This is a genomic window from Rhodococcus sp. NBC_00294 (assembly GCF_036163995.1).
In the GTDB taxonomy this organism is placed as follows: domain Bacteria; phylum Actinomycetota; class Actinomycetes; order Mycobacteriales; family Mycobacteriaceae; genus Rhodococcoides.
In genome coordinates, this window is record NZ_CP108043.1 from 3019502 (window position 1) to 3045386 (window position 25885).

At 69.5% G+C, this 25885-nt stretch carries 26 protein-coding genes and 4 tRNA genes; 23 read left to right on the forward strand and 7 right to left on the reverse strand.

The window, feature by feature from the left end:
* Nucleotides 1-15: 15 nt before the first annotated feature.
* Together OHB23_RS14160 and OHB23_RS14165 are read right to left on the reverse strand one after the other, a co-directional pair.
* Nucleotides 16-552: a GNAT family N-acetyltransferase gene (locus tag OHB23_RS14160; RefSeq protein ID WP_328809755.1), complete on the reverse strand. Its 537-nt coding sequence runs from the start codon at nucleotides 550-552 to the stop codon at nucleotides 16-18.
* Nucleotides 553-555: 3 nt separating this feature from the next.
* Nucleotides 556-852 (reverse strand): hypothetical protein, encoded by a 297-nt coding sequence (locus OHB23_RS14165; RefSeq protein WP_162246766.1) that lies wholly within the window; start codon nucleotides 850-852, stop codon nucleotides 556-558.
* 196 nt (nucleotides 853-1048) lie between these two features.
* On the opposite strand from OHB23_RS14165, the gene OHB23_RS14170 reads away from it, so the two are divergent.
* Nucleotides 1049-1291 carry a hypothetical protein gene (locus OHB23_RS14170; protein WP_162246765.1) on the forward strand — a complete coding sequence of 81 codons (243 nt, stop codon included), beginning with the start codon at nucleotides 1049-1051 and terminating at the stop codon, nucleotides 1289-1291.
* A 46-nt stretch (nucleotides 1292-1337) separates the two neighbouring features.
* On the opposite strand, the gene OHB23_RS14175 is transcribed toward OHB23_RS14170, so the two are convergent.
* The 3 genes from OHB23_RS14175 to OHB23_RS14185 all read right to left on the reverse strand — a co-directional run bounded on the left by OHB23_RS14175 (nucleotide 1338) and on the right by OHB23_RS14185 (nucleotide 1627).
* Nucleotides 1338-1412 (reverse strand) — tRNA-Val (locus tag OHB23_RS14175).
* A 21-nt stretch (nucleotides 1413-1433) separates the two neighbouring features.
* Nucleotides 1434-1504, reverse strand: a tRNA-Cys gene (locus OHB23_RS14180).
* Nucleotides 1505-1554: 50 nt separating this feature from the next.
* A tRNA-Gly gene (locus OHB23_RS14185) sits at nucleotides 1555-1627 on the reverse strand.
* A gap of 236 nt (nucleotides 1628-1863) precedes the next feature.
* Between OHB23_RS14185 and OHB23_RS14190 the strand changes: the two genes are divergently transcribed.
* The 10 genes from OHB23_RS14190 (at nucleotide 1864) to pdxS (ending at nucleotide 10786) form a co-directional block, all read left to right on the forward strand.
* Nucleotides 1864-1935 (forward strand) — tRNA-Val (locus OHB23_RS14190).
* 150 nt (nucleotides 1936-2085) lie between these two features.
* Nucleotides 2086-2523, forward strand: a complete 438-nt coding sequence (locus OHB23_RS14195) for a TIGR02611 family protein (RefSeq protein ID WP_051613207.1) — start codon at nucleotides 2086-2088, stop codon at nucleotides 2521-2523.
* Nucleotides 2502-3257 carry a (2Fe-2S)-binding protein gene (locus tag OHB23_RS14200; protein ID WP_328809756.1) on the forward strand — a complete coding sequence of 252 codons (756 nt, stop codon included), beginning with the start codon at nucleotides 2502-2504 and terminating at the stop codon, nucleotides 3255-3257. Before OHB23_RS14195 ends, OHB23_RS14200 begins: the two co-directional genes overlap by 22 nt.
* 137 nt (nucleotides 3258-3394) lie before the next feature.
* A complete protein-coding gene (thrS, locus tag OHB23_RS14205) occupies nucleotides 3395-5458 on the forward strand; it encodes a threonine--tRNA ligase (protein ID WP_222649496.1) in 2064 nt (687 codons plus the stop codon).
* Nucleotides 5455-6015 carry an HIT family protein gene (locus OHB23_RS14210; RefSeq protein ID WP_328809757.1) on the forward strand — a complete coding sequence of 187 codons (561 nt, stop codon included), beginning with the start codon at nucleotides 5455-5457 and terminating at the stop codon, nucleotides 6013-6015. Before thrS ends, OHB23_RS14210 begins: the two co-directional genes overlap by 4 nt.
* Nucleotides 6016-6022: 7 nt before the next feature.
* Nucleotides 6023-6706, forward strand: a complete 684-nt coding sequence (gene pgsA, locus OHB23_RS14215) for a phosphatidylinositol phosphate synthase (RefSeq protein WP_307092859.1) — start codon at nucleotides 6023-6025, stop codon at nucleotides 6704-6706.
* On the forward strand, nucleotides 6703-7617 hold the full coding sequence (locus OHB23_RS14220; protein ID WP_056444780.1) for a phosphatidylinositol mannoside acyltransferase: 915 nt from the start codon (nucleotides 6703-6705) through the stop codon (nucleotides 7615-7617). Before pgsA ends, OHB23_RS14220 begins: the two co-directional genes overlap by 4 nt.
* On the forward strand, nucleotides 7614-8738 hold the full coding sequence (locus OHB23_RS14225) for a glycosyltransferase family 4 protein (RefSeq protein ID WP_027505220.1): 1125 nt from the start codon (nucleotides 7614-7616) through the stop codon (nucleotides 8736-8738). The genes OHB23_RS14220 and OHB23_RS14225 overlap by 4 nt, the downstream gene beginning before the upstream one ends.
* Entirely contained in the window at nucleotides 8738-9754 is a 1017-nt protein-coding gene (locus OHB23_RS14230) for an NUDIX hydrolase (RefSeq protein WP_027505221.1), read from the forward strand. Before OHB23_RS14225 ends, OHB23_RS14230 begins: the two co-directional genes overlap by 1 nt.
* 96 nt (nucleotides 9755-9850) lie before the next feature.
* A complete protein-coding gene (gene pdxS, locus OHB23_RS14235; RefSeq protein WP_051613209.1) occupies nucleotides 9851-10786 on the forward strand; it encodes a pyridoxal 5'-phosphate synthase lyase subunit PdxS in 936 nt (311 codons plus the stop codon).
* 30 nt (nucleotides 10787-10816) lie between these two features.
* Here pdxS and OHB23_RS14240 read toward each other — a convergent pair whose 3' ends face one another.
* Nucleotides 10817-11428, reverse strand: a complete 612-nt coding sequence (locus OHB23_RS14240; protein WP_328809758.1) for a hypothetical protein — start codon at nucleotides 11426-11428, stop codon at nucleotides 10817-10819.
* Nucleotides 11429-11563: 135 nt separating this feature from the next.
* On the opposite strand from OHB23_RS14240, the gene OHB23_RS14245 reads away from it, so the two are divergent.
* From OHB23_RS14245 to OHB23_RS14300, 12 genes are all read left to right on the forward strand, one after another.
* The gene (locus tag OHB23_RS14245) at nucleotides 11564-12415 is read left to right on the forward strand and encodes an acyl-CoA thioesterase (RefSeq protein ID WP_027505223.1); all 852 of its coding nucleotides are present in this window, start codon (nucleotides 11564-11566) and stop codon (nucleotides 12413-12415) included.
* Nucleotides 12412-13035, forward strand: a complete 624-nt coding sequence (gene pdxT / locus OHB23_RS14250) for a pyridoxal 5'-phosphate synthase glutaminase subunit PdxT (RefSeq protein ID WP_328809759.1) — start codon at nucleotides 12412-12414, stop codon at nucleotides 13033-13035. The genes OHB23_RS14245 and pdxT overlap by 4 nt, the downstream gene beginning before the upstream one ends.
* Before the next feature lie 41 nt (nucleotides 13036-13076).
* Nucleotides 13077-13832 (forward strand): YebC/PmpR family DNA-binding transcriptional regulator, encoded by a 756-nt coding sequence (locus OHB23_RS14255; protein WP_027505225.1) that lies wholly within the window; start codon nucleotides 13077-13079, stop codon nucleotides 13830-13832.
* Between the two features lie 107 nt (nucleotides 13833-13939).
* Nucleotides 13940-14536 carry a crossover junction endodeoxyribonuclease RuvC gene (gene ruvC, locus OHB23_RS14260; protein ID WP_027505226.1) on the forward strand — a complete coding sequence of 199 codons (597 nt, stop codon included), beginning with the start codon at nucleotides 13940-13942 and terminating at the stop codon, nucleotides 14534-14536.
* Nucleotides 14533-15135: a Holliday junction branch migration protein RuvA gene (ruvA, locus tag OHB23_RS14265; RefSeq protein ID WP_027505227.1), complete on the forward strand. Its 603-nt coding sequence runs from the start codon at nucleotides 14533-14535 to the stop codon at nucleotides 15133-15135. Before ruvC ends, ruvA begins: the two co-directional genes overlap by 4 nt.
* Nucleotides 15135-16214, forward strand: coding sequence for a Holliday junction branch migration DNA helicase RuvB (gene ruvB, locus OHB23_RS14270; protein WP_328809760.1), 1080 nt, complete (start codon nucleotides 15135-15137; stop codon nucleotides 16212-16214). Before ruvA ends, ruvB begins: the two co-directional genes overlap by 1 nt.
* A 113-nt stretch (nucleotides 16215-16327) precedes the next feature.
* The gene (yajC, locus tag OHB23_RS14275; protein WP_222631004.1) at nucleotides 16328-16732 is read left to right on the forward strand and encodes a preprotein translocase subunit YajC; all 405 of its coding nucleotides are present in this window, start codon (nucleotides 16328-16330) and stop codon (nucleotides 16730-16732) included.
* A gap of 182 nt (nucleotides 16733-16914) precedes the next feature.
* Nucleotides 16915-18660, forward strand: coding sequence for a protein translocase subunit SecD (gene secD, locus OHB23_RS14280; protein WP_051613210.1), 1746 nt, complete (start codon nucleotides 16915-16917; stop codon nucleotides 18658-18660).
* 3 nt (nucleotides 18661-18663) lie between these two features.
* A complete protein-coding gene (gene secF / locus OHB23_RS14285; RefSeq protein ID WP_442972985.1) occupies nucleotides 18664-19872 on the forward strand; it encodes a protein translocase subunit SecF in 1209 nt (402 codons plus the stop codon).
* 1 nt (nucleotide 19873) lies between these two features.
* Nucleotides 19874-21595 (forward strand): ABC transporter substrate-binding protein, encoded by a 1722-nt coding sequence (locus OHB23_RS14290; protein ID WP_328809761.1) that lies wholly within the window; start codon nucleotides 19874-19876, stop codon nucleotides 21593-21595.
* Nucleotides 21592-22152 carry an adenine phosphoribosyltransferase gene (locus OHB23_RS14295; RefSeq protein WP_027505231.1) on the forward strand — a complete coding sequence of 187 codons (561 nt, stop codon included), beginning with the start codon at nucleotides 21592-21594 and terminating at the stop codon, nucleotides 22150-22152. Before OHB23_RS14290 ends, OHB23_RS14295 begins: the two co-directional genes overlap by 4 nt.
* A gap of 95 nt (nucleotides 22153-22247) precedes the next feature.
* Complete coding sequence (locus OHB23_RS14300; RefSeq protein WP_328809762.1) at nucleotides 22248-24749, forward strand: RelA/SpoT family protein; 2502 nt, start codon at nucleotides 22248-22250, stop codon at nucleotides 24747-24749.
* A gap of 98 nt (nucleotides 24750-24847) precedes the next feature.
* Here OHB23_RS14300 and OHB23_RS14305 read toward each other — a convergent pair whose 3' ends face one another.
* The gene (locus tag OHB23_RS14305) at nucleotides 24848-25720 is read right to left on the reverse strand and encodes a peptidylprolyl isomerase (RefSeq protein WP_328809763.1); all 873 of its coding nucleotides are present in this window, start codon (nucleotides 25718-25720) and stop codon (nucleotides 24848-24850) included.
* Nucleotides 25721-25885: the final 165 nt, after the last annotated feature.

Consider the following 25885-nt stretch of genomic DNA (forward strand, 5'->3'; position numbering starts at 1 on the left):
CCGTCCGAGTCGGCGTCAGGTGAGGTCGCGCTGCATGACGAAGTCCTCGTGCAGCACGGCTCCCAGCGCGAAACGCTTCTCTCCCAGCTGCCGGAAACCGCTGCGCCGATAGAACGCCAGCGCGCGGGCGTTCTGCTGGTTCACTCCGAGCCACAGCGCGCTGCGTCCGAGCCGTCGAGCCTCGTCCGCGGCCGACTCCATCAGTGCTGCAGCAACTCCCGTGCCGTGGGCGGCGGGGTCGCTGTACATCTTGCTCACCTCCACGGCGTCCGTGGCCGTGAGGGCGCTCGACACGTCCGGGTCGGTCGACGCCGACAGGATCAGCATCGTGTACCCGACCAGTGCCGTGCCCTGCGGAGCGACCCGCACGATGCGCTCGTCGTCGTCGAGGTAGGTGCGGAACGCCGACTCCGACAGCACGGTCGCCACGAAATGGTCGATGTCCTCCTGCAGCGTTCCGGGTGGACACGCCAGGGGGAAGGTCCGTCCCGCCAGATCGGCGAGGGCCGGCACGTCGGCGTGCGTGGCGTGTCTCGTGGGCTGTGTCGCCACCCGTCAGGCCGATCGAGGGTGGGCGGCGTGGGGGCGGTCCGTCGCCTCCACGGCGTCTACTACGTTCTTCGCTTGTCGCAGAGGCATTCCCGTGCGATCGCGCAGCAGCGACATCGCCTGCGCCGGCTTGCGCGCGTGCACAAGAGCGGCCACGGCGGTGTGCGTCTCGGCGTCGACGGGATGACGGTCGACGGTCTCGGTCCGTGCGGCGGCGGTGCGGTGTCGCAGCGCGAACCAGGTGACGACGACGGCGAGATCGATGACCACGAGAGCCACGACGAACCAACCCCAGGTAGGCATGAGGCAAGTCAATCACCCTGCGCCGGACGCACACGGCGATTCGGGTGATCGGCGGGCGATCGCCGTTGTGTCTTCTCACTCCCGACGTCCGAGACGTGTCGTTCACGACACCGGACGATCGGGTAGGCGGAGGATGAACGACGAACGATGGCGCGGGGTCACGACGCCGCAGCGTGGCGACGACGAGAGGATCGACATGAGCGAACAGATGACGGTGCAGTACTTCACGGGTCGCGTGGACCGGGTCAAGGCAGCGGTTCAGAAGGCCGTCGACGAGGCGGGCGCGTACGGCAGCGATCAGCTGGTGGCGGATTTCGAGTGGATCCAGTACGCCCACGATCACGTGCACGTGACGACGCGCGACGAGGTGGACTACGTCGACGACGAGACGACGACGCGGCACCTCGACGAGCTGTTCGAGCGGTACCGAGTGGGATGAGGCGGAATGCACGAAGCCCCCGTCCGAGGACGGGGGCTTCGTGTGGTGGTGCGCGATACTGGGATTGAACCAGTGACCTCTTCCGTGTCAGGGAAGCGCTCTCCCGCTGAGCTAATCGCGCGGGACCCGGTGACGGGTGACGAGGTGGAGACGGGAATCGAACCCGTGTGCACGGCTTTGCAGGCCGTTGCCTCACCACTCGGCCACTCCACCGTGGTGACGAGAACCCCGGCTCGTGAGAACCGGGGAACTCGATACCCTCGAGCGGACGACGGGATTCGAACCCGCGACCCCAACCTTGGCAAGGTTGTGCGCTACCAGCTGCGCCACGTCCGCACACTCCTCGGTGGCGTTTCCGCCTCCGTGGTGCGGTTCGAAACATTAGCCCACGTCGGCCGGAAGTCACAAATCCGCTGTTCACACCGTGTTTCCCTGCCGTCACTCCTGTCACGACCGCCGCAGGGTCGGTCGGCCGCAGCGGTGGCCGGCGCGGGTCGGGGTCCGTGTTGGGAGCACCCTCGGGGACGTGTTAACGTTTCCCCTCGTTCGGACGGCGTGCTCGCACGCGGCCCGGTCCCGTGGCTCAGTGGAAGAGCGTCCCGTTCACACCGGGAAGGTCGCTGGTTCGATCCCAGCCGGGACCACAGAGAAGACGACAGGCCCTCGCTGCAGCGGGGGCCTTTCGCCGTTCCGAGGTCGGTGTCCCCGGGTATGGTGACCTGGTGAGTACCGACAAGGCCCCCGCAGACAGGGTCGCCCCCGCAGAGCGCGCAGCGACTGCCGACCCGTCCGCGGTGACGGACTCCGGATCGCGCGAGCGCGGCAGCCGCGGGCGCGAGGAGCGCAGCCGGTACCGCGAGTGGCGTGACGGCATCGCCTCGCGCCCGACCGTGGATCGTGCGTACCGCATCGCGGTGGCCGCGGTGGGAACCGTCGTCCTCGCCCTCGGCATCGTCGCCATCCCGTATCCCGGTCCCGGATGGCTCATCGTCTTCGCCGGTCTCGGCATCCTCGCCTCGGAGTTCGCGTGGGCCAAGACGGTCCTGCACTGGGTGCGGGCCCGGTACGACACGTTCATGGAGTGGTTCGGTCGGCAGAACATCGTCGTCAAGGGACTCGGCGCACTCTTGACCACCGTGGTCGTGCTCGCCACGCTGTGGCTGCTCGGCGCCCTCGAGCTGGTCGCCGGTTGGGTGGGCCTGGACTGGGCGTGGCTGCAGAGCCCACTCTGACCGCCGCGGACGTCGTCACGCGCACCGCGAAGGCGCTGCCGTGGACCGCGAACCTCATGGTGGTCCCGCCCGGGGGCGGCTGGGACATCCCCGATCCAGCGCTGCTGGACGTCGCACTGGCTCGGTCCGCCGCGCGGTGGCCCGACGTCGCGGACACCACGTGCGCGACGCTGTGGTGGTACGGCTCCAGCTCGACGCTCGCACTGGTCCTCGGCGCCCAGATGCTCGTCACCGGGCACTGCGTCGACCCGACGGCTCCCGATGCGGTGGTGGCGATCGGCGACACCGGGACCGTTGCCGCACTGACGTCGCCCACGGTGGCGACGTCGGCGGACACAGTCGTGGCGGACCTGGTCGAACGCCTGGTCGGGGGGCTCGCACAGCGCGTGCCGGGGCTGTCCGCACCGAGCCTGTGGGCGATCGCCTCGGACTCCGTGGCCAACCGGGTGCTCGACGTGGCCTCCGCACTCGGACGCGTGGCCGACGCCACCGCGATGGCGCGGCTCCTCACGTCGCAGGCTCGGACGCACCGGTTCCCCGAACCGCGTTTCGTGGACGTGACGGCGGACGCGATCGTCACACCGGCGACTGCGAGTGCGCCGGATGCGCACTCGCGCCGTGTCGTCCGTCGTGGATCGTGCTGTCTGGTCTTCGAGGCCGGGGTCGACATGTGCGTCAGCTGTCCGCGTCGCACCCCCGAGGACAGAGCCCGACGGTGGTCGGCGCTTCTCTGACGCGCCAGGCGTTCGGGCGAGGTGTCTGCCGCGTCCCCGATGCCGATACGCTGTGCACGACACCCGACCCACACCTGTCGCCGCCGCCCCACCCGGGCGGCACCGACCCACGTCCGTAGGAGCGCATCACCGTGAGCATGCCCGATTCCGCTGTCCTCGCACCTCGCATCAGCGTGGCCGCAGGGACGACCGCCGGAACGGCGCTGCGCGACACCGGCCTTCCCAACAAGGGGCCGGACGCCATCGTGGTGGTCCGGGACGAGGAGGGTCGACTCCGCGACCTGTCGTGGGCGCCCGAGGCGGACACCGAGGTCGAGCCCGTGCGCGCCGACAGCGAGGACGGCCGTAGCGTCATCCGCCACTCGGCCGCGCACGTGCTGGCCCAGGCGGTGCAGGAGATGTTCCCGAACGCGAAGCTGGGCATCGGCCCGCCCATCGAGAACGGCTTCTACTACGACTTCGACGTGGAGAACCCGTTCACGCCGGAGGACCTGACCAAGCTCGAGAAGAAGATGAAGCAGATCATCAAGAGTGGTCAGCGGTTCTCGCGGCGCGTCTACGACTCCCTCGACGCCGCCAAGGCCGAGCTGGCCGACGAGCCGTACAAGCTCGAACTCGTCGACGACAAGGGCTCGGTCGACGATCCCGAGGTCATGGAGGTGGGCGGGGGAGAGCTCACCGCCTACGACAACCTGAACCCGCGGACCGGCGATCGCGAGTGGGGCGATCTGTGCCGCGGACCGCACGTGCCCACCACCAAGTACATACCGGCGTTCAAGCTCACCCGCAGCTCGGCCGCGTACTGGCGCGGCGATCAGTCGAAGGCCGATCTACAGCGCGTGTACGGCACCGCCTGGGAGTCGCAGGAGGCGCTCGACGCGTACCTCGAGCTCCTCGCGGAGGCCGAGCGTCGCGATCACCGCAAGCTGGGGTCGGAGCTCGACCTGTTCAGCTTCCCCGACGAGTTGGGATCCGGCCTGCCGGTCTTCCACCCCAAGGGTGGCATCGTGCGCAAGGAGCTCGAGGATTACTCGCGCCAGCGCCATGTCGAGCAGGGCTACGAGTTCGTCTACTCACCGCACATCACCAAGAGCACGCTGTACGAGGTCTCCGGTCACCTCGACTGGTACAAGGACGGCATGTTCCCCGCGATGCATCTCGACGCGGAACTCGCCGAGGACGGCACGGTGCGCAAGCCCGGCCAGGACTACTACCTGAAGCCGATGAACTGCCCGATGCACAACCTGATCTTCGACTCCCGCGGTCGCTCGTACCGCGAACTTCCGTTGCGGCTGTTCGAGTTCGGGTCGGTCTACCGCTACGAGAAGTCGGGCGTCATCCATGGTCTGACCCGTGTGCGCGGTATGACGCAGGACGACGCTCATATCTACTGCACTCGCGAGCAGATGCACGAGGAGCTCACGAACACGCTGAACTTCGTGCTCGGACTCTTGAAGGACTACGGCCTCGACGACTTCTATCTCGAGCTCTCCACCCGTAACCCCGACAAGTCCGTCGGCTCCGACGAGGTGTGGGAGGAGGCCACCGCCACCCTCGCCGAGGTCGCCGCGGCCTCCGGGCTGCACCTCGTTCCCGATCCGGGCGGCGCCGCGTTCTACGGACCCAAGATCTCGGTGCAGGCGAAGGACGCGCTCGGCCGGACATGGCAGATGTCGACCATTCAGCTCGACTTCAACCTGCCCGATCGTTTCGGCCTCGAGTACACCGGTAGCGACGGTGTGAAGACGCGCCCCGTCATGATCCACCGCGCACTGTTCGGTTCCATCGAACGCTTCTTCGGTGTGCTGACCGAGCACTACGCGGGTGCCTTCCCGGCGTGGCTCGCCCCCGTGCAGGTGGTGGGCATCCCCGTCGCCGAGGCGTACGCGGACCACCTCTTCGGTGTGATCGCCGCGCTGCGGAAGTCGGGCATCCGCGCCGAGGTCGACGCCAGTGACGACCGCATGCAGAAGAAGATCCGCAACCACACCACGCAGAAGGTGCCGTTCATGCTGCTGGCCGGGCAGAACGACGCGGATGCCGGTGCGGTGAGCTTCCGCTTCCGCGACGGCACCCAGATCAACGGTGTCCCCGTCGACGACGCGGTCACGGCGGTCGCCTCCTGGGTGGCGCAGCGCCGCAACGAGTCCCCGACGGCGGACACCTTCGACACCATCCCCGGCGGGAGTGACGGAGCATGAGCGAGGACGCCGCCACCGCCGACGCGGGAGCCATCGTGGACACCGGGACGGGTGACGAGGACCGCCTTCAGCGGCTCTGGTCGCCGCACCGGATGTCCTACATCGCGACGGCGCCGAAGGTCGACGACAAGATGGCGTCGGAGCCGTTCACCCAGATCCCCACGCTGGAGGACGAGGACGGGCTCATCGTCGCGCGCGGAGAGCACGTGTACGCGGTGCTGAATCTCTACCCGTACAACCCGGGTCACCTGATGGTGGTGCCGTACCGCAAGGTGGCCGACCTCGAGGACCTCACGGACGAGGAGAGCGTGGAGCTGATGCGATTCACGCAGCACGCGATCCGCACGATGAAGCGTGTCTCACGCCCGCACGGGTTCAACGTCGGGCTCAATCTCGGTGCGCCCGCAGGCGGTTCGCTCGCCGAGCACCTGCACCAGCACGTCGTCCCGCGGTGGGGCGGTGACGCCAACTTCATCACCGTCATCGGCGGTGCGAAGGTCATGCCGCAACTCCTCCGAGACACTCGCGCGTTGCTCGCCGCCGCGTGGAAGGACTGACTCCGTCGTGCTGAGCATCTTCGGTAGGGCATCGGCGTCCAAGGTCACCGCGCCGTTGGGCCGCGCCCTCAACAGCACGGGTCTCACGCCGGACTCCGTCACCATCATCGGCACCGTCGCGAGCGTCGTCGCCGCGATCACCCTGTTCCCCACTGACCATCTGTTCATCGGCACGCTGGTGATCTGGCTGTTCGTCATGTTCGACATGCTCGACGGTGCGATGGCACGTGCGCGGGGCGGCGGCAGCAAGTACGGCGCGGTGCTCGATGCGACGTGCGACCGCGTGGCCGACGGCGCCATCTTCGCCGGGTTGTCGTGGTGGGCGGTCTTCCACCAGAACGATCGGCCGCTGTTCGTCGCGATGCTCGTGTGTCTGGTGACGTCGCAGGTCATCTCCTACGCCAAGGCCCGTGCCGAGGCGAGCGGACTGTCCGCAGACGGTGGCCTGATCGAACGTCCGGACCGCCTGGTGATCGTCCTCGTCGGATCCGGGCTCACCGGCATCGGCCAACTCGCCGATCTCACCTGGCTGCAGTTCGCTCTGCCCGTCGCGACGTACTTCCTGGCCGCGGCGAGCATCGTCACGGTGTTCCAGCGTGTACTGGCCGTCCGCAACTCCGCCGGTGCCCGCGACATCATTCCGATCCAGCCGAAGGCCAACCGGATCGAGCCGGACAGCACGGCTGGATGAGTCTGTCGGAGCGGCTCGGCGCCGCGGGGTACATCGCCGGATGGCGGGTCGTCCGGGCGCTGCCCGACGGCGTCGCGACCCGACTCTTCGACGCCGGCGCCGATCTCGCCGCGCGCCGCAACGGAGGACCGGAGCAGCTGCGCCGCAACCTCGCCCGCGTGCTGGGCACCACCGCGGACGCGGTACCGGACGACCTCGTGCAGGCGTCGGTGCGCTCCTACGCGCGGTACTGGCGCGAGGCGTTCCGGTTGCCGTCCATGGATCTCGCGGCCCAGGCCGCGGCCATCGACGACGCCGTCGTCGGCCAGGAACATCTGGACGCGGCGCTGGCGTCCGGCCGCGGCGCCGTGCTCGCGCTCCCGCACAGCGGGAACTGGGACATGGCGGGCGTCTGGCTCACGCGCACCCGCGGCCAGTTCACGACGGTGGCCGAACGGCTGAAGCCGGAGTCGCTCTACCAACGCTTCGTCGCGTACCGCGAGTCCCTCGGGTTCGAGATCTTCCCGCTGAGCGGCGGCGAACGCCCACCGTTCGAGCAGCTCTCCGAGCGCCTGCGAGACGGCAAGGTCGTGTGCCTCCTCGGTGAGCGCGACCTCGCCCGCCACGGGGTGCCCGTCACGTTCTTCGGGGAGCCGACCCGCATGCCGGCCGGGCCCGCGCGTCTCGCGATCGACACCGGTGCGGCTCTGCTCCCGGTGCACTGCTGGTTCACCCCCACCGGCTGGGGTTTCTCGATCGAGCCCCCGATCGACGTCTCCGCGGGCGTCGAGCAGGCCACCCAGTCGCTCGCCGACCACTTCGCCGCCAACATCGCCGCGCATCCGGCCGACTGGCACATGCTGCAGCCGCTGTGGTGGGACGACCTCTCACAGGGTCGGCGTGACCGCATGACCGGTGAGGCCGACCGGTGAAGATCGGCATCGTCTGCCCGTACTCGTTCGACGTCCCGGGTGGTGTGCAGGCGCACGTCGCGGAGCTGGCCGAGGTACTGATCCAGCGCGGTCACCGTGTCAGCGTCCTGGCTCCGGCGAGCGACGAGACGGCGCTGCCCGACTTCGTCGTCTCGACGGGCAAGGCCCTGAGCTTCCCGTACAACGGCTCTGTGGCGCGCCTGGCGTTCGGTCCGGTGACCTACACCCGCATCCGGGCATGGATCGAGAAGGGCGAGTTCGAGGTCCTGCACATCCACGAGCCGAACGCGCCCAGTCTGTCGATGCTGTCGCTGAAGATCGCGGACGGTCCGATCGTGGCCACGTTCCACGCCTCGACCACGAAGTCGTTGCTGCTGAGCACCTTCCAGGGTGTGCTGCGCCCGTATCACGAAAAGATCGCCGGGCGCATCGCCGTCTCGGAGCTGGCGCGACGGTGGCAGGTGGAGGCTCTGGGGTCCGATGCGGTGGAGATCCCCAACGGGGTCCACGTCCCCGCGTTCGCGACGGCGCCCCTGCTGCCCGGGTATCCCCGGCCGGGCCGGACGCTGGTGTTCATCGGCCGCTACGACGAGCCCCGCAAGGGCATGCAGACCCTGCTGGCCGCGCTCCGGCCCATCGCCGCGGTGTTCCCGGACATCGAGGTGCTGGTCGTGGGCCGCGGCGACGAGCAGAAGTTGTGCCGAGAGGCCGGCGATCTGGCGAAGCACTTCCGCTTCCTCGGCCAGACGACGGACGCCGAGAAGGCGTCGGCACTGCGCAGCGCCGACATCTACTGTGCTCCGAACACCGGCGGCGAGAGCTTCGGCATCGTGCTGGTGGAGGCCATGGCCGCGGGCGCGCCCGTGGTCGCGAGCAACCTGGACGCGTTCCGCCGCGTGCTGCGGGACGGCACGGCCGGTGTGCTCTTCCCGGTGGGCGATTCCGAGGCCATGGCGGACGCGGTGATCCGCGTGCTGTCGAACGACGACGAGCGGGCCGACCTGGTGCGTCAGGCGAGCCGCGCCGCCGTGTCCTACGACTGGCCGGTCGTCGCGGAGCAGATCGTCCGGGTGTACGAGGCGGTCGCGGTGGCCGGTCGCACGGTGAAGGTGATCGACTGATGACGTTCTGGGTGGCCGCCGCCGTCGTGGTCGTGGCACTGCTGGTCCTGCTCCTCGGCCTGTGGGCGTACTCGACGGCGCACCGTCTCGACCGACTGCACGTGCGCTCGGACCGGTCCTGGCAGTCCCTCGAGGCCGCCCTTGCCCGTCGGTCGGTGGTGACCCGTGCGGTCGCCGCCGCCCTGGACGCGCCGGGATCGGTGGAAAGCCGCACCCTGACGACGCTCGCGGATCGGGCGGAACGGGCGGAGCGAGCCGACCGGGAGCGCGCCGAGAACGCGGTGTCCGTCGCGCTGGGCCGCATCGACCTCGCCCGGCTGAACCCGCAGATGATCTCCGAACTCGCCGACGCGGAGGCGCGGGTGCAGATCGCCCGGCGGTTCCACAACGACGCGGTCCGCGACACCGTCGCACTGCGATCGCGTCGACCCGTCCGCCTGCTCCGACTCGGCGGGACGGCCGCGATGCCGACCTACTTCGAGCTCTCCGAGAGCGAGGCGACCCTCGAGGAGGTCGAGGGCGCGTCGACCCGGACCTCGGCGCGCGTCGTGCTGCTCGACGGGCGCGGCCGCGTGCTGCTGCTGCGGGGTCACGATCCGTCGGTGCCCGACGTGCATTTCTGGTTCACCATCGGTGGGGGCGTCGAGGTGGGGGAGACCCTGCGCGACGCCGCCGTTCGCGAACTGCGCGAGGAGACCGGCATGGTCGCCTCGGCGGAGGACCTCCGCGGGCCCATGTGGCGTAGGACTGCGACGTTCTCCTTCGACGGTGTCGTGATCCGGTCGGAGGAGCTGTTCTTCGCTCTCCGCGCCGAGGCGTTCGAGCCGGTGCGCACGGGCTTCACGGAGCTCGAGCGTCGCGTCGTCACCGGGCATCGCTGGTGCACGGCGGACGAGATCCGGTCACTGGCCGCCTCGGGCGACGCGGTCTATCCGCGCGCGATGGCGGAGCTGCTCGACGAGGCGGACACGGTGCTGGCTCTCCGCACCGATCCGGACGTGCGCGCCATCCACTGACCTGGTGTGATGGCAGCCATAGCGGGCCAGTGCGGTCGAAGTGGTTATCGCGACGAGGTCCAGCCGAGCCTAGGCTCGCGGTGCACACATTCCCGCATGCCTGAGGAGATCACCGTGACCACCACCCTCCCGTCCGAGCAGGACGCCACTCCGTCCACCGGAACCGCCCGCGTCAAGCGCGGTATGGCAGAGATGCTCAAGGGTGGCGTCATCATGGACGTGGTCACCGCCGAGCAGGCGAAGATCGCCGAGCAGTCCGGCGCCGTCGCCGTCATGGCTCTCGAGCGGGTGCCCGCGGACATCCGCGCACAGGGCGGCGTCTCGCGGATGAGCGATCCCGACATGATCGACAGCATCATCTCCTCGGTCAGCATCCCCGTCATGGCGAAGGCACGCATCGGCCACTTCGTCGAGGCACAGATCCTGCAGAGCCTCGGCGTCGACTACGTCGACGAGTCCGAGGTGCTGACCCCCGCCGACTACGCGAACCACATCGACAAGTGGAAGTTCACGGTTCCCTTCGTCTGTGGTGCGACCAACCTCGGCGAGGCGCTGCGCCGGATCACCGAGGGCGCGGCCATGATCCGCTCGAAGGGCGAGGCCGGCACCGGTGACGTGTCCAACGCGACCACGCACATGCGCACCCTGCGTGACCAGATCCGCCACCTGACGTCGCTGCCCGAGGACGAGCTGTACGTCGCCGCGAAGGAGCTGCAGGCTCCCTACGATCTCGTCGTCGAGGTCGCCCGCGCGGGCAAGCTCCCCGTCACCCTGTTCACCGCCGGTGGCATCGCCACCCCGGCGGACGCCGCGATGATGATGCAGCTCGGTGCCGAGGGTGTCTTCGTCGGGTCCGGCATCTTCAAGTCCGGCAACCCCGAGCAGCGCGCCGCCGCCATCGTCAAGGCGACCACCTTCTTCGACGACCCGGACGTGCTGGCCAAGGTCTCCCGCGGCCTGGGCGAGGCCATGGTCGGCATCAACGTCGACGAGATCCCGCAGCCGCACCGCCTCGCCGAGCGCGGCTGGTGATCTGACACCACCTCCGGTCTGCGGGGGTGGTCAGCGCTCGACGAGCAGGGCCGGGCGGTCGGGGTGGTCCATCCGCACCTCGACGTCCGCCCGTTCGCCGTGCTCCGCGTGCGCCGTCAGGGCAGGCACCGTCCAGCGCTCGTCCTCCGGGGTGAGGCGCGACGCGGTGCGCTCGGTGAGCGTCAGCGCCACCGTGACGTCGAGATCGAGGCCACGCCCCAGCAGCATGGGGCCCGCGACGACCACCACCTGATTCTGCGCCGCCGTTCGCGGCCGAGCGCGAGCGGAGCGATCGGACCGCTCGTCCCACAGCGCGGGCAACCACTGATCGCGCGTGCGCACCGCCGTGATCACCTCGCGCGTCAGTGCGTCGTAGTCGAACCACAGGGTGCGGTAGGAGAGTTCGTCCTCGTGCCCGTACTCGAGTCGCAGCGACGCGGGCCGCACCCAGTCGTGCAGGGAGACGAGATCGGCGGCGCGGCCGTCCGTGCGGAGCCGGGCCACGACGCGCTGAGCGAAGGCCACCGGATCGGCGGCGTCCGCACCGTCGACGGCCACGACACACCGTCCGTCGACGGCGTCGATGCGGTCCACGACGTGGTCCACCACCGCGTCGGGAGTGGTGGGGGAGAAGCGGGGCACGGCCTCGATCCTGCCCGACGCGCCGCCTCCGCCCCCCGCGAGTACGGCCGAAGTGTCGTTCCGGGGCCCGATTCTGCGACACTTCTGCCGTACTCGCGGGGCAGGTCCCGTCTGTCCCGACCGGAAAGGGTGATCATGGCCGGAATCGAAGAGATCCTCGAGCTCGAGCGCATCGAGAACGACATCTATCGCGGGAGTTCCGTCCCGAGTCAGCTGCAGCGCACGTTCGGCGGCCAGGTCGCCGGGCAGTCGTTGGTGTCCGCGGCGAAGACGGTGGATCCCGCGTTCCGCGTGCACTCGCTGCACGGATACTTCCTGCGCCCCGGAAACCCGAACGAGCCCACCGTCTTCACGGTCGACCGCATCCGCGACGGTCGGTCGTTCGCCACGCGTCGGGTCACGGGCATCCAGGACGGCAAGGCGATCTTCACGATGTCGGCGTCGTTCCACGTGGAGGACGAGGGCATCGAGCATCAGGACCGGATGCCGGCAGTGGTGGGTCCGGAGGACCTCCCCGACGTCGCCGAGGACGAGGCGTTGCGGCAGAAGATGTTCTACAAGGAGTGGAACCGGTGGGACGTGCGCCTCGTCCCGCAGGACCGCATCACCCGGAGCTCCAGTCTTGCTGCGCAGCAACAGGTCTGGATCCGATACCGCGATCCGCTGCCGGACGACCAGGTCTTCCACGTGTGCGCTCTGGCGTACATGTCGGACATGACGCTTCTGGGTTCGGCGAAGGTCCCGCACGAGGACGTCGCCACGCAGACCGCGTCGCTCGATCACGCGTTGTGGTTCCTGCGCCCGTTCCGTGCGGACGAGTGGTTGCTGTACGACCAGACGTCGCCCTCCGCCGGCCTCGGCCGCGCGTTGACCCAGGGACGGATCTACGACCGTCAGGGCCGGATGGTCGCGGCCGTCACGCAGGAGGGTCTGATGCGCTACGACCGCTCGGCGCAGCACACGCCGGGCCTCGAGACGTCACGGTGACAGCTCCGACAATCGGAGTGCTCGCGCTGCAGGGTGACGTGCGAGAGCATCTCGAGGCGCTCACTGCCGCCGGTGCGAGCGCGGTGACGGTGCGCCGTCCCGAGGAACTCGACGCCGTCGACGGTCTGGTGCTGCCCGGCGGCGAGTCGACCACGATGGGGAAGCTGCTGCGGATCTTCGATCTCCTCGCTCCGCTCCGCGAGCGCCTCGCCGCCGGTATGCCCGCCTACGGGTCCTGCGCCGGCATGATCCTGCTGGCCTCCGACATCCTGGACACCACCCCGGATGCCGTGCATCTCGACGGCCTCGACATCACGGTGCGGCGCAACGCCTTCGGTCGTCAGGTCGACTCCTTCGAGACCGACCTCGACGTCGCTCGGGTGGGCGGCGAGCCGATGCGTGCCGTGTTCATCCGGGCGCCGTGGGTCGAGCGGGTCGGCGACGGAGTCGAGGTGTTGGCCACCGTCCCGGAGGGTCCCGCGGCGGGCCGCGTCGTCGCCGTGCGGCAGGGCGACGTGCTCGCGACGTCGTTCCACCCCGAGGTCACGGGGGACCGCCGGGTCCACGCCCTGTTCGCCGACATGGTGCGGGAGCGAAGGACCTCGTCCACGCCCGCGTAAGATGGGCACGTTCTCTGCCGGTACGAAAGGGGCTATTGCCGATGAGCGGCCACTCCAAATGGGCGACCACGAAGCACAAGAAGGCTGTCGTCGACGCCCGCCGATCGAAGTCCTTCGCCAAGTTGGTGAAGAACATCGAGGTCGCCGCGCGCACGGGTGGTGGTGACCCCGTCGGTAACCCCACGTTGTACGACGCCATCCAGAAGGCGAAGAAGACCTCGGTCCCCAACGACAACATCGAGCGTGCGCGCAAGCGCGGCGCCGGTGAGGAAGCGGGCGGCGCCGACTGGCAGACCATCATGTACGAGGGCTACGGGCCCAACGGTGTCGCCGTCCTCATCGAGTGCCTCACCGACAACCGCAACCGCGCGGCCGGCGAGGTCCGTGTCGCGATGACTCGCAACGGCGGCAACATGGCCGACCCGGGTTCCGTGTCCTACCTGTTCTCCCGCAAGGGCGTCGTCACGCTGGAGAAGAACGGCCAGTCCGAGGACGACGTCCTCATGGCCGTGCTGGACGCCGGCGCCGAGGAGGTCAACGACAACGGGGACACCTTCGAGGTGGTCTCGGAGCCGACCGACCTCGTCGCCGTGCGCACCGCGCTGCAGGAGGCGGGCATCGACTACGACTCCGCCGAGGCCAGCTTCCAGCCGTCCGTCAGTGTGCCCGTCGACGTCGACGGAGCGCGCAAGGTGTTCAAGCTGATCGATGCGCTCGAGGACAGCGACGACGTGCAGAACGTGTGGTCCAACGTCGATCTGTCCGACGAGGTGCTCGCGCAGCTCGACGAGGACTGACTCCAGCGCGCCGCCCACACTCGTCACCGACTCGCCGCTAAGGTATCGAACAACAGTTCTACGTGTTCGAAGGTCCGGAGCGGCCGAATCCGGTGAGGGAGTGGGCGTTGCGTGTCATGGGAGTCGACCCCGGGCTGACCCGGTGTGGACTGAGCCTGGTCGAGTCCGGCGCAGGCAGAGCGGTCACGGCGCTCGACGTCGACGTGGTGCGGACGCCGGCCGACATGGAGTTGGCGCAGCGACTTCTCCTGATCGCCGAATCCGCCGAGTACTGGCTGGACACCCACCGGCCCACGGTGGTCGCCGTCGAGCGGGTGTTCTCCCAGAACAACGTGCGCACCGCGATGGGCACCGCGCAGGCCGGGGGAGTGATCGCCCTCGCGGCCGCCCGGCGCGGTATCCCGGTCGCCTTCCACACCCCGTCCGAGGTCAAGGCCGCGGTCACCGGGAACGGCACCGCGGACAAGGCTCAGGTGACGGCCATGGTGACCCGCATTCTCGGCATGCAGCAGGCCCCCCGCCCCGCCGACGCCGCCGATGCTCTCGCCTTGGCGATCTGTCACTGCTGGCGGGCACCCATGATGGCGCGGATGGCCGCCGCCGAGGCGCAGGCAGCCGCGGCGAAGGCCGCGTACGAGAAGAAACTGAAGCAGCAGCGCGCGGCCGTGCGGGCCGCCGCGAGGACGGGAGCGCAGCCGCGATGATCAGCTCGGTACGGGGCGAGGTGCTCGAGATCGCCCTCGACCACGCGGTGGTGGAAGCGGCAGGCATCGGCTACCGCGTCAACGCGACGCCGGCGACGTTGGCCGGGCTCTCTCGCGGAACCGAGGCGCGCCTGGTCATCTCGATGATCGTGCGCGAGGACTCCATGACGCTGTACGGCTTCGCGGACGCCACGTCGCGCGATCTCTTCGGTCTGCTCCAGACGGTGTCCGGCGTCGGTCCCCGGCTCGCCATGGCCGTGCTCGCCGTCCTCGAACCCGACGCGCTGCGCACCGCGCTGACCGACGGCAACGTCACGGCCCTGATGCGGGTACCGGGTATCGGCAAGCGCGGCGCCGAGCGTCTCGTGGTCGAACTGCGCGACAAGGTGGACGCGGTGGTGTCCGGTCCGGCCGGTGTCGCCGCACCCGGCCACTCGTCGGGCCCGGTGCGTGATCAGGTGGTCGAGGCGCTGCTCGGCCTCGGGTTCCCGGCCAAGCAGGCCGAGCCCGCCGTCGATGCCGTGCTGGCAGACGACCCCGCCGTCGGAACGGCGCAGGCTCTGCGCTCGGCCCTGGTGAGCCTGGGCAGGTCGCGGTGATGGACCCGGACGGCACGGACGACTCACTGGTCACCGCCGAGATGGTGCCGGACGACGGCGATCTCGATGCGAGTCTGCGGCCGAAGTCGCTCGACGACTTCATCGGTCAGCCCCGCGTGCGGGAGCAACTGCAGCTCGTCCTGCAGGGCGCGACGCAACGCGGCGGAACACCGGACCACATCCTGCTGTCCGGTCCGCCCGGACTCGGCAAGACCAGCATGGCGATGATCATCGCGGGGGAGCTGAACTCGGCGTTGCGCCTGACGTCCGGGCCGGCCCTCGAACGAGCGGGAGACCTCGCGGCGATGCTGAGCAACCTCGTCGAGGGTGACGTGCTCTTCATCGACGAGATCCACCGCATCGCGCGGCCGGCCGAGGAGATGCTGTACCTGGCGATGGAGGACTTCCGCGTCGACGTGGTCGTCGGTAAGGGGCCGGGCGCCACCTCGATCCCGCTCGACGTCGCACCGTTCACGCTCGTCGGTGCCACCACCCGGTCCGGCGCCCTCACCGGCCCGCTGCGTGACCGCTTCGGCTTCACCGCGCACATGGATTTCTACGACCCCCGTGAACTGCAGCGCATCCTGACGCGGTCGGCGGGAATCCTCGGAGTGCGCATCGAGGCGGATGCCGCCGCGGAGATCGCGGGACGATCGCGCGGCACACCCCGCATCGCCAACCGCCTGCTGCGCCGGGTGCGGGACTACGCCGAGGTGCGTGCCGACGGCCGCGTGACACTCGAGGTCGCCCGGGCGGCGCTCGAGGTCTACGACGTGGACGAGCTCGGCCTCGATCGCCTCGACCGGGCTGTGCTCGGCGCACTCGTCCGCAGCTTCGGCGGCGGGCCCGTGGGGGTCTCGACGCTCGCGGTCGCGGTCGGGGAGGAACCGGCCACCGTGGAGGAGGTGTGCGAGCCCTACCTCGTCCGCGCGGGCATGATCGCGCGGACGCCGCGCGGTCGGGTGGCCACGGCCGCCGCGTGGGAACGGATGGGTCTCACACCCCCGCCGGATCTCGCGGTCGGCGGCATCTCGGTGCGGACGAACGAGCCGCAACGCACGCTCTTCGACGAGACCTGAGCCGATGGATCCGGACGATTCCGGCGTTTCAGGCGGTCGACACGCCCGATCGCCCGACCGAACGTGGCACACTGAAGGTTCCGAGTCCCAAGATCTAAGGATTGACGTTTCTGATGGAACTGCTGTTTCCGCTTCTCGTTCTCGCCCTGCTCGTGCCCATGTTTCTCGGCATCCGCCGCCAGAAGCGTGAGGTGGCCAAGACGGTCGAGCTGCAGGAAGCGCTGTCCATCGGTGATCGCGTCCTGACCACGTCCGGTCTGCACGGTCTCGTCGACGGACTCACCGAGACCACCGTCGACCTGGAGATCGCTCCCGGCATCATCACCACCTGGTCGCGTGCCGTCGTGCGCGACGTGCTGCCCGACGAGGACGAGCTGGACGAGTCAGGTGCGGAGAACTCCGGTCCGACCAGCGACTTCGAGGACCACAGCGACGCCGGATCGCGCGTCGACAGCCTGGAGAACGGCCTCGGCGGCGCGGACGACGGCCGATCGCAGGCACGACTCACCAAGGAGTGAGACAAAGCGGATACACCGCCCCCGAGGTCGTCCTCGGGGGCGGTGCGTCGTTGTGGAGAGGGTACGGTCGGTCAGGCTCCGGCCGTCCGTGACGCCCGCCGCCGCCGCGCTCCACCCCCGTCCGACCAGCAGCAGGTCCGTCTCCTCCAGCCGGTCCGTCTCACTCAGGAGAAGCACTCACCGTGGCCCCATCCAGCGGATCCTCGTATCCGGTGCGGTATCTCGCCGTGTTCGGCGTCTTCATCGCCCTCGTGTACGTCCTGGTCTTTTTCACCGGTGACAAGTCCCCGACTCCCAAGCTGGGCATCGACCTGCAGGGTGGAACACGCGTCACGCTCACCGCGCGCACGCCCGACGGCAGCGCCCCGAGCCAGGAGAGCCTGCGTCAGGCGCAGCAGATCATCGAGACCCGCGTCAACGGTCTCGGTGTCTCCGGCTCCGAGGTGGTCGTCGACGGTCAGAACCTGGTCATCACGGTTCCCGGCGACGACAGCTCGCAGGCCCGCACACTCGGTCAGACGGCCCGGCTGTACATCCGCCCCGTGCTGACGTCCCAGGCCCCCACTCCGGCGGGCACTCCCGCTCCCGCGGCGACCGACCCCGCTGCCGACCCCGCGGCTGCCGACCCTGCGGCCACCACGGCTCCGGCGACACCGGCACCGCAGAACCGGCCCTTCCCGGCGCAGGACCCCACGGACACCCCCGCCCCGTCCGAGACACCCGCGCCGTCCGACACCTCCGCCTCCGAGCCCGGTGCCGCCCCGCCCGCGTCGTCGGCGGACGAGACCGCCGACGCGATCGCCGAGGCGAAGGCGCAGCGGCAGAGCACCGACCCGACAGTGCAGCAGCAGGCCATGGCCACGATCGACTGCTCCGCGCCCGACCCCCTGCAGGGCAACGACGATCCGGCCCTGCCGCTCGTCGCCTGCTCCACGGACGGCACCGCGGTCTACATCCTCGAGCCGTCGATCATCGACGGACAGCAGATCGCCGACGCCAGCTCGCAGTTCGACACCCAGCAGTCCCGCAACGTCGTCTCCCTCAGCTTCACCACCGAGGGTGGCAACACCTGGGCTCAGTTCACGTCGGCGAACATCGGCAAGCAGGCCGCGTTCACCCTCGACTCCAAGGTCGTCAGCGCACCGGTCATCCAGGGCGCGACCCCCGCGGGCAGCGCCACGCAGATCACCGGCAATTTCACCGCTGACAGTGCCCGCGAGCTCGCCAACACGCTGAAGTACGGATCGCTGCCGTTGTCGTTCGCCGCCTCCGAGGCGGAGACAGTGTCGGCGACGCTGGGACTCGCGTCGCTCGAGGCAGGCCTGATCGCCGGCGCCATCGGCCTCGTGTTCGTCCTCATCTACTGCCTCCTCTACTACCGCATGCTCGGCATCCTCACGGCGCTGTCGCTGGTGCTGTCGCTGGTCGCCATCTACGGGATCCTCGTCCTGCTCGGTCGATGGATCTCGTTCACGCTCGATCTCGCCGGCATCGCCGGTCTGATCATCGGTATCGGTATGACCGCCGACTCGTTCGTGGTGTTCTTCGAGCGCATCAAGGACGAGATACGCGAGGGCCGCAGCTTCCGCTCGGCGGTTCCGCGTGGTTGGGCCCGTGCGCGGCGCACCATCCTGTCCGGCAACGCGGTGAGCTTCATCGCGGCGGCGGTGCTGTACGTGCTCGCCGTCGGTCAGGTGCGCGGCTTCGCGTTCACGCTCGGCCTGTCGACCCTGCTGGACATCGTCATCGTGATCCTCGTGACGTGGCCACTGGTCAATCTCGCCTCGCGGTCCGAGTTCTGGTCCAAGCCGTCGATCAACGGTCTCGGTGCGGTCCAGGAGATCGCCCGCGCGCGCAAACGCGCTGCCGCCGCCAAGACCACCCGCGATGCTGCTACCGCGGCAGCCGGCCCGAGCAAGGAGGCCTGACCCGTGGCCGAGACGACCACCACCACCGAGGACACCGTTCCCGACGCACCCGAGGCCGGTCGCGGACTCCTGTCGCGGCTCTACACGGGCACCGGCGCGTTCGACATCATCGGACGCCGTCGCCTCTGGTACGGCGTCACCGCGGCCTTCGTGCTGGTGTCGTTGCTGTCGATCGCGGTCCGCGGCTTCACGCTCGGTATCGATTTCGAGGGCGGCACGCGCGTGCAGTTCCCGGCTCCGCAGGGCGTCGACACCGCGCAGGTCGAGGAGATCTACACCGACACCCTCGGTCAGGACGCCGTCGCCGTCCAGACCGTGGGCACCGGATCCGGCGCCACCGTGCAGATCCGCTCCGAGTCGCTGGACCAGGGGCAGGCGTCCGCGCTGCAGACGGCCCTGTTCGACGCGTTCCAGCCCGCCAACGCGGAGGGTGAGACCACGCGCGATGCGGTCTCTTTCACCGACGTCAGTGAGACCTGGGGTTCCCAGATCACCGACAAGGCGCTGATCGCGCTCGTGGTGTTCCTGGTGATCGTCAGCATCTACATCGCCGTCCGGTACGAGCGGGACATGGCGCTCGCCGGTATCGCGGCCCTGTTCTTCGACATCCTCGTCACGGCGGGTGTCTACTCGTTGGTCGGGTTCGAGGTCACTCCGGCGACCGTCATCGGACTGCTGACCATTCTGGGCTTCTCGCTGTACGACTCCGTGGTGGTGTTCGACAAGGTCGAGGAGAACACCCGCGGCATCCTGCACCTCAACAGGCGCACCTATGCCGAGCAGGCCAACCTCGCGGTGAACCAGACGCTGATGCGCTCGATCAACACCACCGTCATCAGCGTGCTCCCTGTCATCGCCCTCATCGTCATCGCGGTCTGGTTGCTGGGTGTGGGGACGTTGAAGGATCTCGCACTGGTCCAGCTCGTCGGCATCGTCATCGGCGCCTACTCGTCGATCTTCTTCGCGACCCCGCTGGTGGTCACGCTGAAGGAACGATGGGGCCCGGTCGCGGCGCACACGAAGAAGGTGCTCGCGAAGCGCGAGGGCACCACGCGTCCGCGCGCCGAGAGCGCGGTTCCGGCCGGCGCCACGGGCACGGCGACCGCCACGGCAACGGCAACGGATGCTCCGGCCAAGACCGCACGCACTGCGGCCGCGGCGCCTCGCGCAGGCGCGCGCCCGACGGGTAAGCGCGGCAAGCGGAGGAGCTGACATGCGTGCGTCGTCAGGGGCCAGGACAGGCGTCGCCGTCGCGGCGCTCGCCGCGATCACGGCCACGACACTCGTGGCGTGCGGCGACGAGGACACCCGCATCCCGTCCATCGGCTACGCCGTCGACAACACCGTCACCACCTACAACGGCGGAACCGTCGCCGGATCGGTCTCGGCTGCGCCGCAGGCCTTCTCGCGAGTGCTGCCCGGATTCGCGCTCACCGCCCCGAGCGGCGGTGCCGTGAGCGACACCGACATCGGGACGGCCGTGGAGGTACCCGGCGAGCAGCAGGTGGTCACCTACACGCTCGCCGCGCCCGCCGTGTGGTCCGACGGTGTGCCGATGACGTGCGACGACCTCGTGCTGGCGTGGGCCGCACGCAGCGGCCGGACAGCCGCGGACGGAGCGCCGCTCTTCGACGCCGCGTCCACCGCCGGTTACACCGACATCGAACGCATCGACTGCGCTCCCGCGGACAAGGTCGCGACCGTGACGTTCCGCTCGGGACGCGGGTACGTCGAGTGGCAGTCCCTCTTCGGCGCCGGGACGATGATGCCCGCACACGTCGCGGCCCGCATCGCCGGCGTGCCGGACGTCGTGAGCACCCTCGCCGGCGGTGACCAGGACGCACTGCGGCGCATCGCGGACGTCTGGAACACCGGATGGAACCTCACCCCGGCGGAGGGGGAGGACGTCGGAACCGTCGACCCGGCGGTCTTCGTGTCGTCCGGGCCCTTCCGCATCGAGTCGTACTCGGTCGAGAACGGTCTCGCGCTCGTTCCCAACGAACGGTGGTGGGGTGTTCCCGCCGCCACGGATCGTGTCGTCGTGTGGCCCAAGGGCGCCGACATCGCGGCCAAGGCGGCATCGGACGACATCGAGGTCGTCGACGCCGACGGCGGCACGGCGACTCCCGACGGCTTCACGTCGACGGCTCAGCCGTCCTTCGGCGTCGAGCAGTTGACCCTGGCCACGTCCGGTGTCTTCGTCGACCCGGCCGCACGCCGCGCCTTCGCTGCATGCGTTCCCCGCGGCGAGCTGTACGCGCAGCACGGCCACCCCGGATACGAGGCGGAGACCGGCCGCGGGTCCGGCATCGTCGACAGCCGGACCACCCTTCCCGCGACGCTGCCCTACCGCTCGGTGGCGGCCACCGCGGCGGAGCGGTACCGCACCGCGGACGTCGCCGGGGTGACCGCGGGTCTCGCCGAAGCGGGTCTGACCGACCCCGTCGTCCGCATGGGCTACCTGGGGCCCGACGAGCGCCGCGCGGCCGTCGTCGCCGCCATTGCATCGTCCTGCGCACCTCTCGGCATCGAGATCGTGGACGCGTCGTCGCCGACCTTCTCGCCGCTCGCTCTGCGCGCCGGGGAAGTGGACGCCGTCCTGGCCTCCACCGCCGGACAGGCGGGAGCGTCGGGCACGTCCTCCGCGGATCCCGGTCGCTTCGCCCTGCGCGGCGGACAGGGCGTCAACGTCGGCGGCTACGCCAACGGGCGTCTCGACGAGCTGATCGATCGCCTGGCCGTCGACCAGTCCGACGCCACCGTGCTCGCCGCGGCGGTCGAGGCGGAGAACATCCTGTGGACCGACATGCCCACCCTCCCGCTCTACAACGCGCCGCGCGTCACCGCGGTGGCGTCCGGAATGCGTGGTGTGGAGTCGAACCCGACGGTCGCGGGTGCGGGCTGGAACATGGACAAGTGGATACTCGTCGGATGAGTACACCCGGATCGAGCAGCCCCACCACGAGCGCACCCGGTGGATCGGACGTCGTCGCCCGGTTGACGCGCTGGGCCGACGACTTCCCCACGCCGGGAGTGCGCTTCGCCGACCTCACGCCCGTGTTCGCCGACGCGGAGGGGCTGCGCACCGTGGTGGACTCGCTCGCCGAGGCGGGCCGTGACGCCGACGTCGTGGCCGGTATCGACGCGCGCGGCTTCCTTCTCGGTGCCGGCGTCGCGCTGGCGTTGAACACCGGCGTGATCGCCGTCCGCAAGGCGGGGAAGTTGCCCCCGCCGGTGCACCGGCAGTCGTACGAACTCGAGTACGGCACGGCGGAGCTCGAGATCTCCGCCGAGGGCATCGCGCTCGAGGGGCGCCGCGTACTCGTCGTCGACGACGTGCTCGCGACCGGCGGCACACTCGAGGCCGCCGCCGAACTGTTGACGCGGTGCGGAGCGATCGTGGTGGGTGCCGCCGTCGTTCTCGAGGTGGAAGTTCTGGGCGGCCGCGAGCGTTGGAAGCATGGACCGCTCACGACATTGGGCGTCGTCTGAGCATCCGACCTCGAGAAGATGTGAGGGCGTGCGCTGTGCGCTCCGGTGACGGCGGATAGAGTCGGGTCTCTCGAGCAGCTGAGGAGGTGTCGATCATGACGCGATACATCGGTCGTACCGCCGAGGAGTCCGCAGCAGTGCCGCCTGGCGCGGGGGAGTCGCTGCCGTCCGACGCCGTCCTGCCTGCCGATGCTGCGGCTGACGAGGCCGCGACGGAGCCCGTGCCCTTCGGGGCGGAGCCTGCCGATCCGACAGCGCGCACCGATGCCCTGACACCGGAGCCGGTCGCACCCGCCACGGAGCCAGTGCCCGATCCGGCACCCTCCTCCGCCACCCCCACTGCGCCGTCGTCCGCGTCCCGGCGCGTTCGTGCGCGGCTGGCCCGCCGCATCACCGCGCAGCGCAACACCGCGGTCAAGCCGGTGCTCGAGCCGTTGGCCGGCACCCACCGGTCGATGTACCCGAAGGCGGATCTCGGTCTGCTGCAACGCGCGTACGACGTGGCCGACGAGCGTCACGCCTCGCAGATGCGCAAGTCGGGTGACCCGTACATCACGCACCCGCTCGCGGTCGCCAACATCCTGGCCGAGCTGGGAATGGACACCACGACGCTCGTCGCGGCGCTGCTGCACGACACCGTCGAGGACACCGGCTACTCGCTGGACCAGCTGCGCACCGAGTTCGGCGACGAGGTCGCCCATCTCGTCGACGGCGTGACGAAGCTCGACAAGGTCGCCCTCGGCACCGCCGCCGAGGGCGAGACCATCCGCAAGATGATCATCGCGATGGCGCGGGATCCGCGGGTGCTGGTCATCAAGGTGGCCGACCGGCTGCACAACATGCGCACGATGCGCTTCTTGCCGCCGGAGAAGCAGGCGCGCAAGGCGAAGGAGACCCTCGAGGTCATCGCACCGCTCGCGCACCGCCTCGGCATGGCGACGGTCAAGTGGGAGCTCGAGGACCTCGCGTTCGCGATCCTGCACCCCAAGAAGTACGACGAGATCGTGCGCCTCGTCGCCGACCGGGCCCCGTCACGCGACACCTATCTCGCCAAGGTGCGCGCCGAGATCAACGCGACCCTGTCGGCCTCCCGCATCAGTGCCGTGGTCGAGGGTCGGCCCAAGCACTACTGGTCGATCTACCAGAAGATGATCGTCAAGGGCCGCGACTTCGACGACATCCACGATCTGGTCGGCGTGCGCATCCTGTGCGACGAGATCCGGGACTGCTACGCCGCCGTCGGCGTGGTCCACTCGCTGTGGCAGCCGATGGCCGGACGGTTCAAGGACTACATCGCGCAGCCGCGCTACGGGGTCTACCAGTCGCTGCACACCACGGTCGTCGGTCCCGAGGGCAAGCCTCTCGAGGTGCAGATCCGCACCCGCGACATGCATCGCACCGCCGAGTTCGGCATCGCCGCGCACTGGCGATACAAGGAGACGAAGGGCCGTCACTCCGGTGACGCGACCGAGCTCGACGACATGGCGTGGATGCGCCAGCTGCTCGACTGGCAGCGTGAGGCCGCGGACCCGGGGGAGTTCCTCGAGTCGCTGCGGTACGACCTCGCGGTCAAGGAGATCTTCGTCTTCACCCCCAAGGGCGACGTGGTGACCCTGCCCGCCGGATCGTGTCCCGTGGACTTCGCCTACGCCGTGCACACCGAGGTGGGGCATCGGTGCATCGGTGCCCGCGTCAACGGGCGCCTCGTCGCACTGGAGCGTCAGCTCGACAACGGCGAGGTGGTCGAGGTCTTCACCTCGAAGGCCCCGACAGCCGGACCGAGCCGCGACTGGGCCACCTTCGTCGCGTCGCCGCGTGCGAAGACCAAGATCCGCCAGTGGTTCGCCAAGGAACGTCGCGAGGAAGCGCTCGAGGCCGGCAAGGACGCCATCGCCAAGGAGGTGCGGCGCGGGGGACTTCCGTTGCAGCGCTTGATGAACGGCGAGTCCATGTCGGCCATCGCGCACGAGCTGCGGTATGTCGATGTCTCGGCTCTCTACACCGCGGTGGGGGAGAACCACGTCTCGGCGCAGCACGTCGTGCAGCGTCTCGTCGCTCACCTCGGCGGTGTCGGCGATGTCGAGGAGGAACTGGCCGAGCGGTCCACCCCGTCCACCATTCCCACCCGTCCGCGCCGCGTCGGCGACGCAGGGGTCATGGTGTCGGGTGCGGACGGCGTCGTCGCCAAGCTGGCGAAGTGCTGCACCCCGGTGCCGGGAGACGACATCATGGGCTTCGTCACCCGCGGTGGCTCGGTGAGCGTGCACCGCACCGATTGCACCAACGCCGGGTCGCTGCAGACGCAGTCGGAGCGGCTGATCGAGGTCGAGTGGGCCCCGTCGCCGTCGTCGGTGTTCCTCGTCGCGATCCAGATCGAGGCACTCGATCGCCACCGTCTGCTCTCCGACGTCACGAAGGCGCTGGCCGACGAGAAGGTCAACATCCTGTCGGCGTCGGTGACCACCTCGGGCGATCGGGTCGCCATCTCGAAGTTCACCTTCGAGATGGGTGATCCCAAGCATCTGGGCCACGTGCTCAACGTGGTGCGCAACGTCGAGGGCGTGTACGACGTGTACCGCCTGACCTCAGCGGCCTAGAGCTCGACCCACCCCCGGCGAGTACGTCCGACGTGTCGTGATCCCGTCCGGAATCACGACACTGTCGGCGTACTCGCGGGAGTGTGCGGGGTGAGCCGTCAGGCCAGGTCGAGCCGCACCGTGTTCAGGGTGGTCGCGAGAGCCGGCGCACCGTCCTGCGCGCCACCCTCGACGCCGGCTGCAGCGATCTTGTCGAGCGTCGCGAGGCCGGTCTCGTCGATCGTGCCGAACACCGTGTAGTTCGGGGGCAGCTGCGAATCGCCGAACACGAGGAAGAACTGGCTGCCGTTGGTGTCGGCGCCGGCGTTCGCCATCGCGATGGTTCCGCGGGGGTACAGGACGGGCGACTGCAACGCGGCCGGATCGTCGGCGTACTGGTCCGTGGGGAACTCGTTGGCGTACTGGTAGCCCGGGCCGCCCGTTCCGGCGCCGGTCGGGTCACCGCACTGCAGGACCTTCAGGCTGTCGGCCGTGGTCAGACGGTGGCAGGGAGTGGCGTCGTAATAGTTCTGCCCGGCCAGCGAGGCGAAGCTGTTCACGGTGCAGGGCGCCTTCGTGGCGTCGAGAGACAGGCCGATCGGGCCCTGCGAGGTGTCCATGCTGACGCTGACGTTGTCGTCCGTGGTGGGCACGTTCTCGGTCTGCGGAGAGTTCGCCGGCTTCGCGGCAGTGCCGCCCGCAGGGTAGGAGCAGCTCACGGTCTCGGGCAGCGGTTCCGAGCGGCCGGCGGGCAGCATGCCCTCCGGGGTCGCGTTCTCGCTGGTGGGGGAGTCGGAGGCCTCGACGGCGGTATCGTCGTCGCCGCGTGTCACACCGATGGCGACAGCGACGCCGCCGATGACGACGACCAGTCCGATGACGGCGGCGGCGATGGTCGCCTGCTTGCGTCGTCGCGCCCGAGCGGCACGGTTCTCGAGCTGGCGTTCGAGCTTGCGCTTGGCAGCGTCACGTCGTTGTTCGTTCGTCGGCACGGTTGGCGTTCCTCTTCTCGCTGGAGCGGGTGAGCAGCAGAAGTGTGCCAGGCTTCCCTGAGAGGCACCTGACCCGGTGGACGGCCGAGGTGCCTGCCCCACGTTCCGGGGCGCCCGGTCGCACCGCCTACGCTGGTGGCATTCGTCCGATCGCGGATCGCTGCA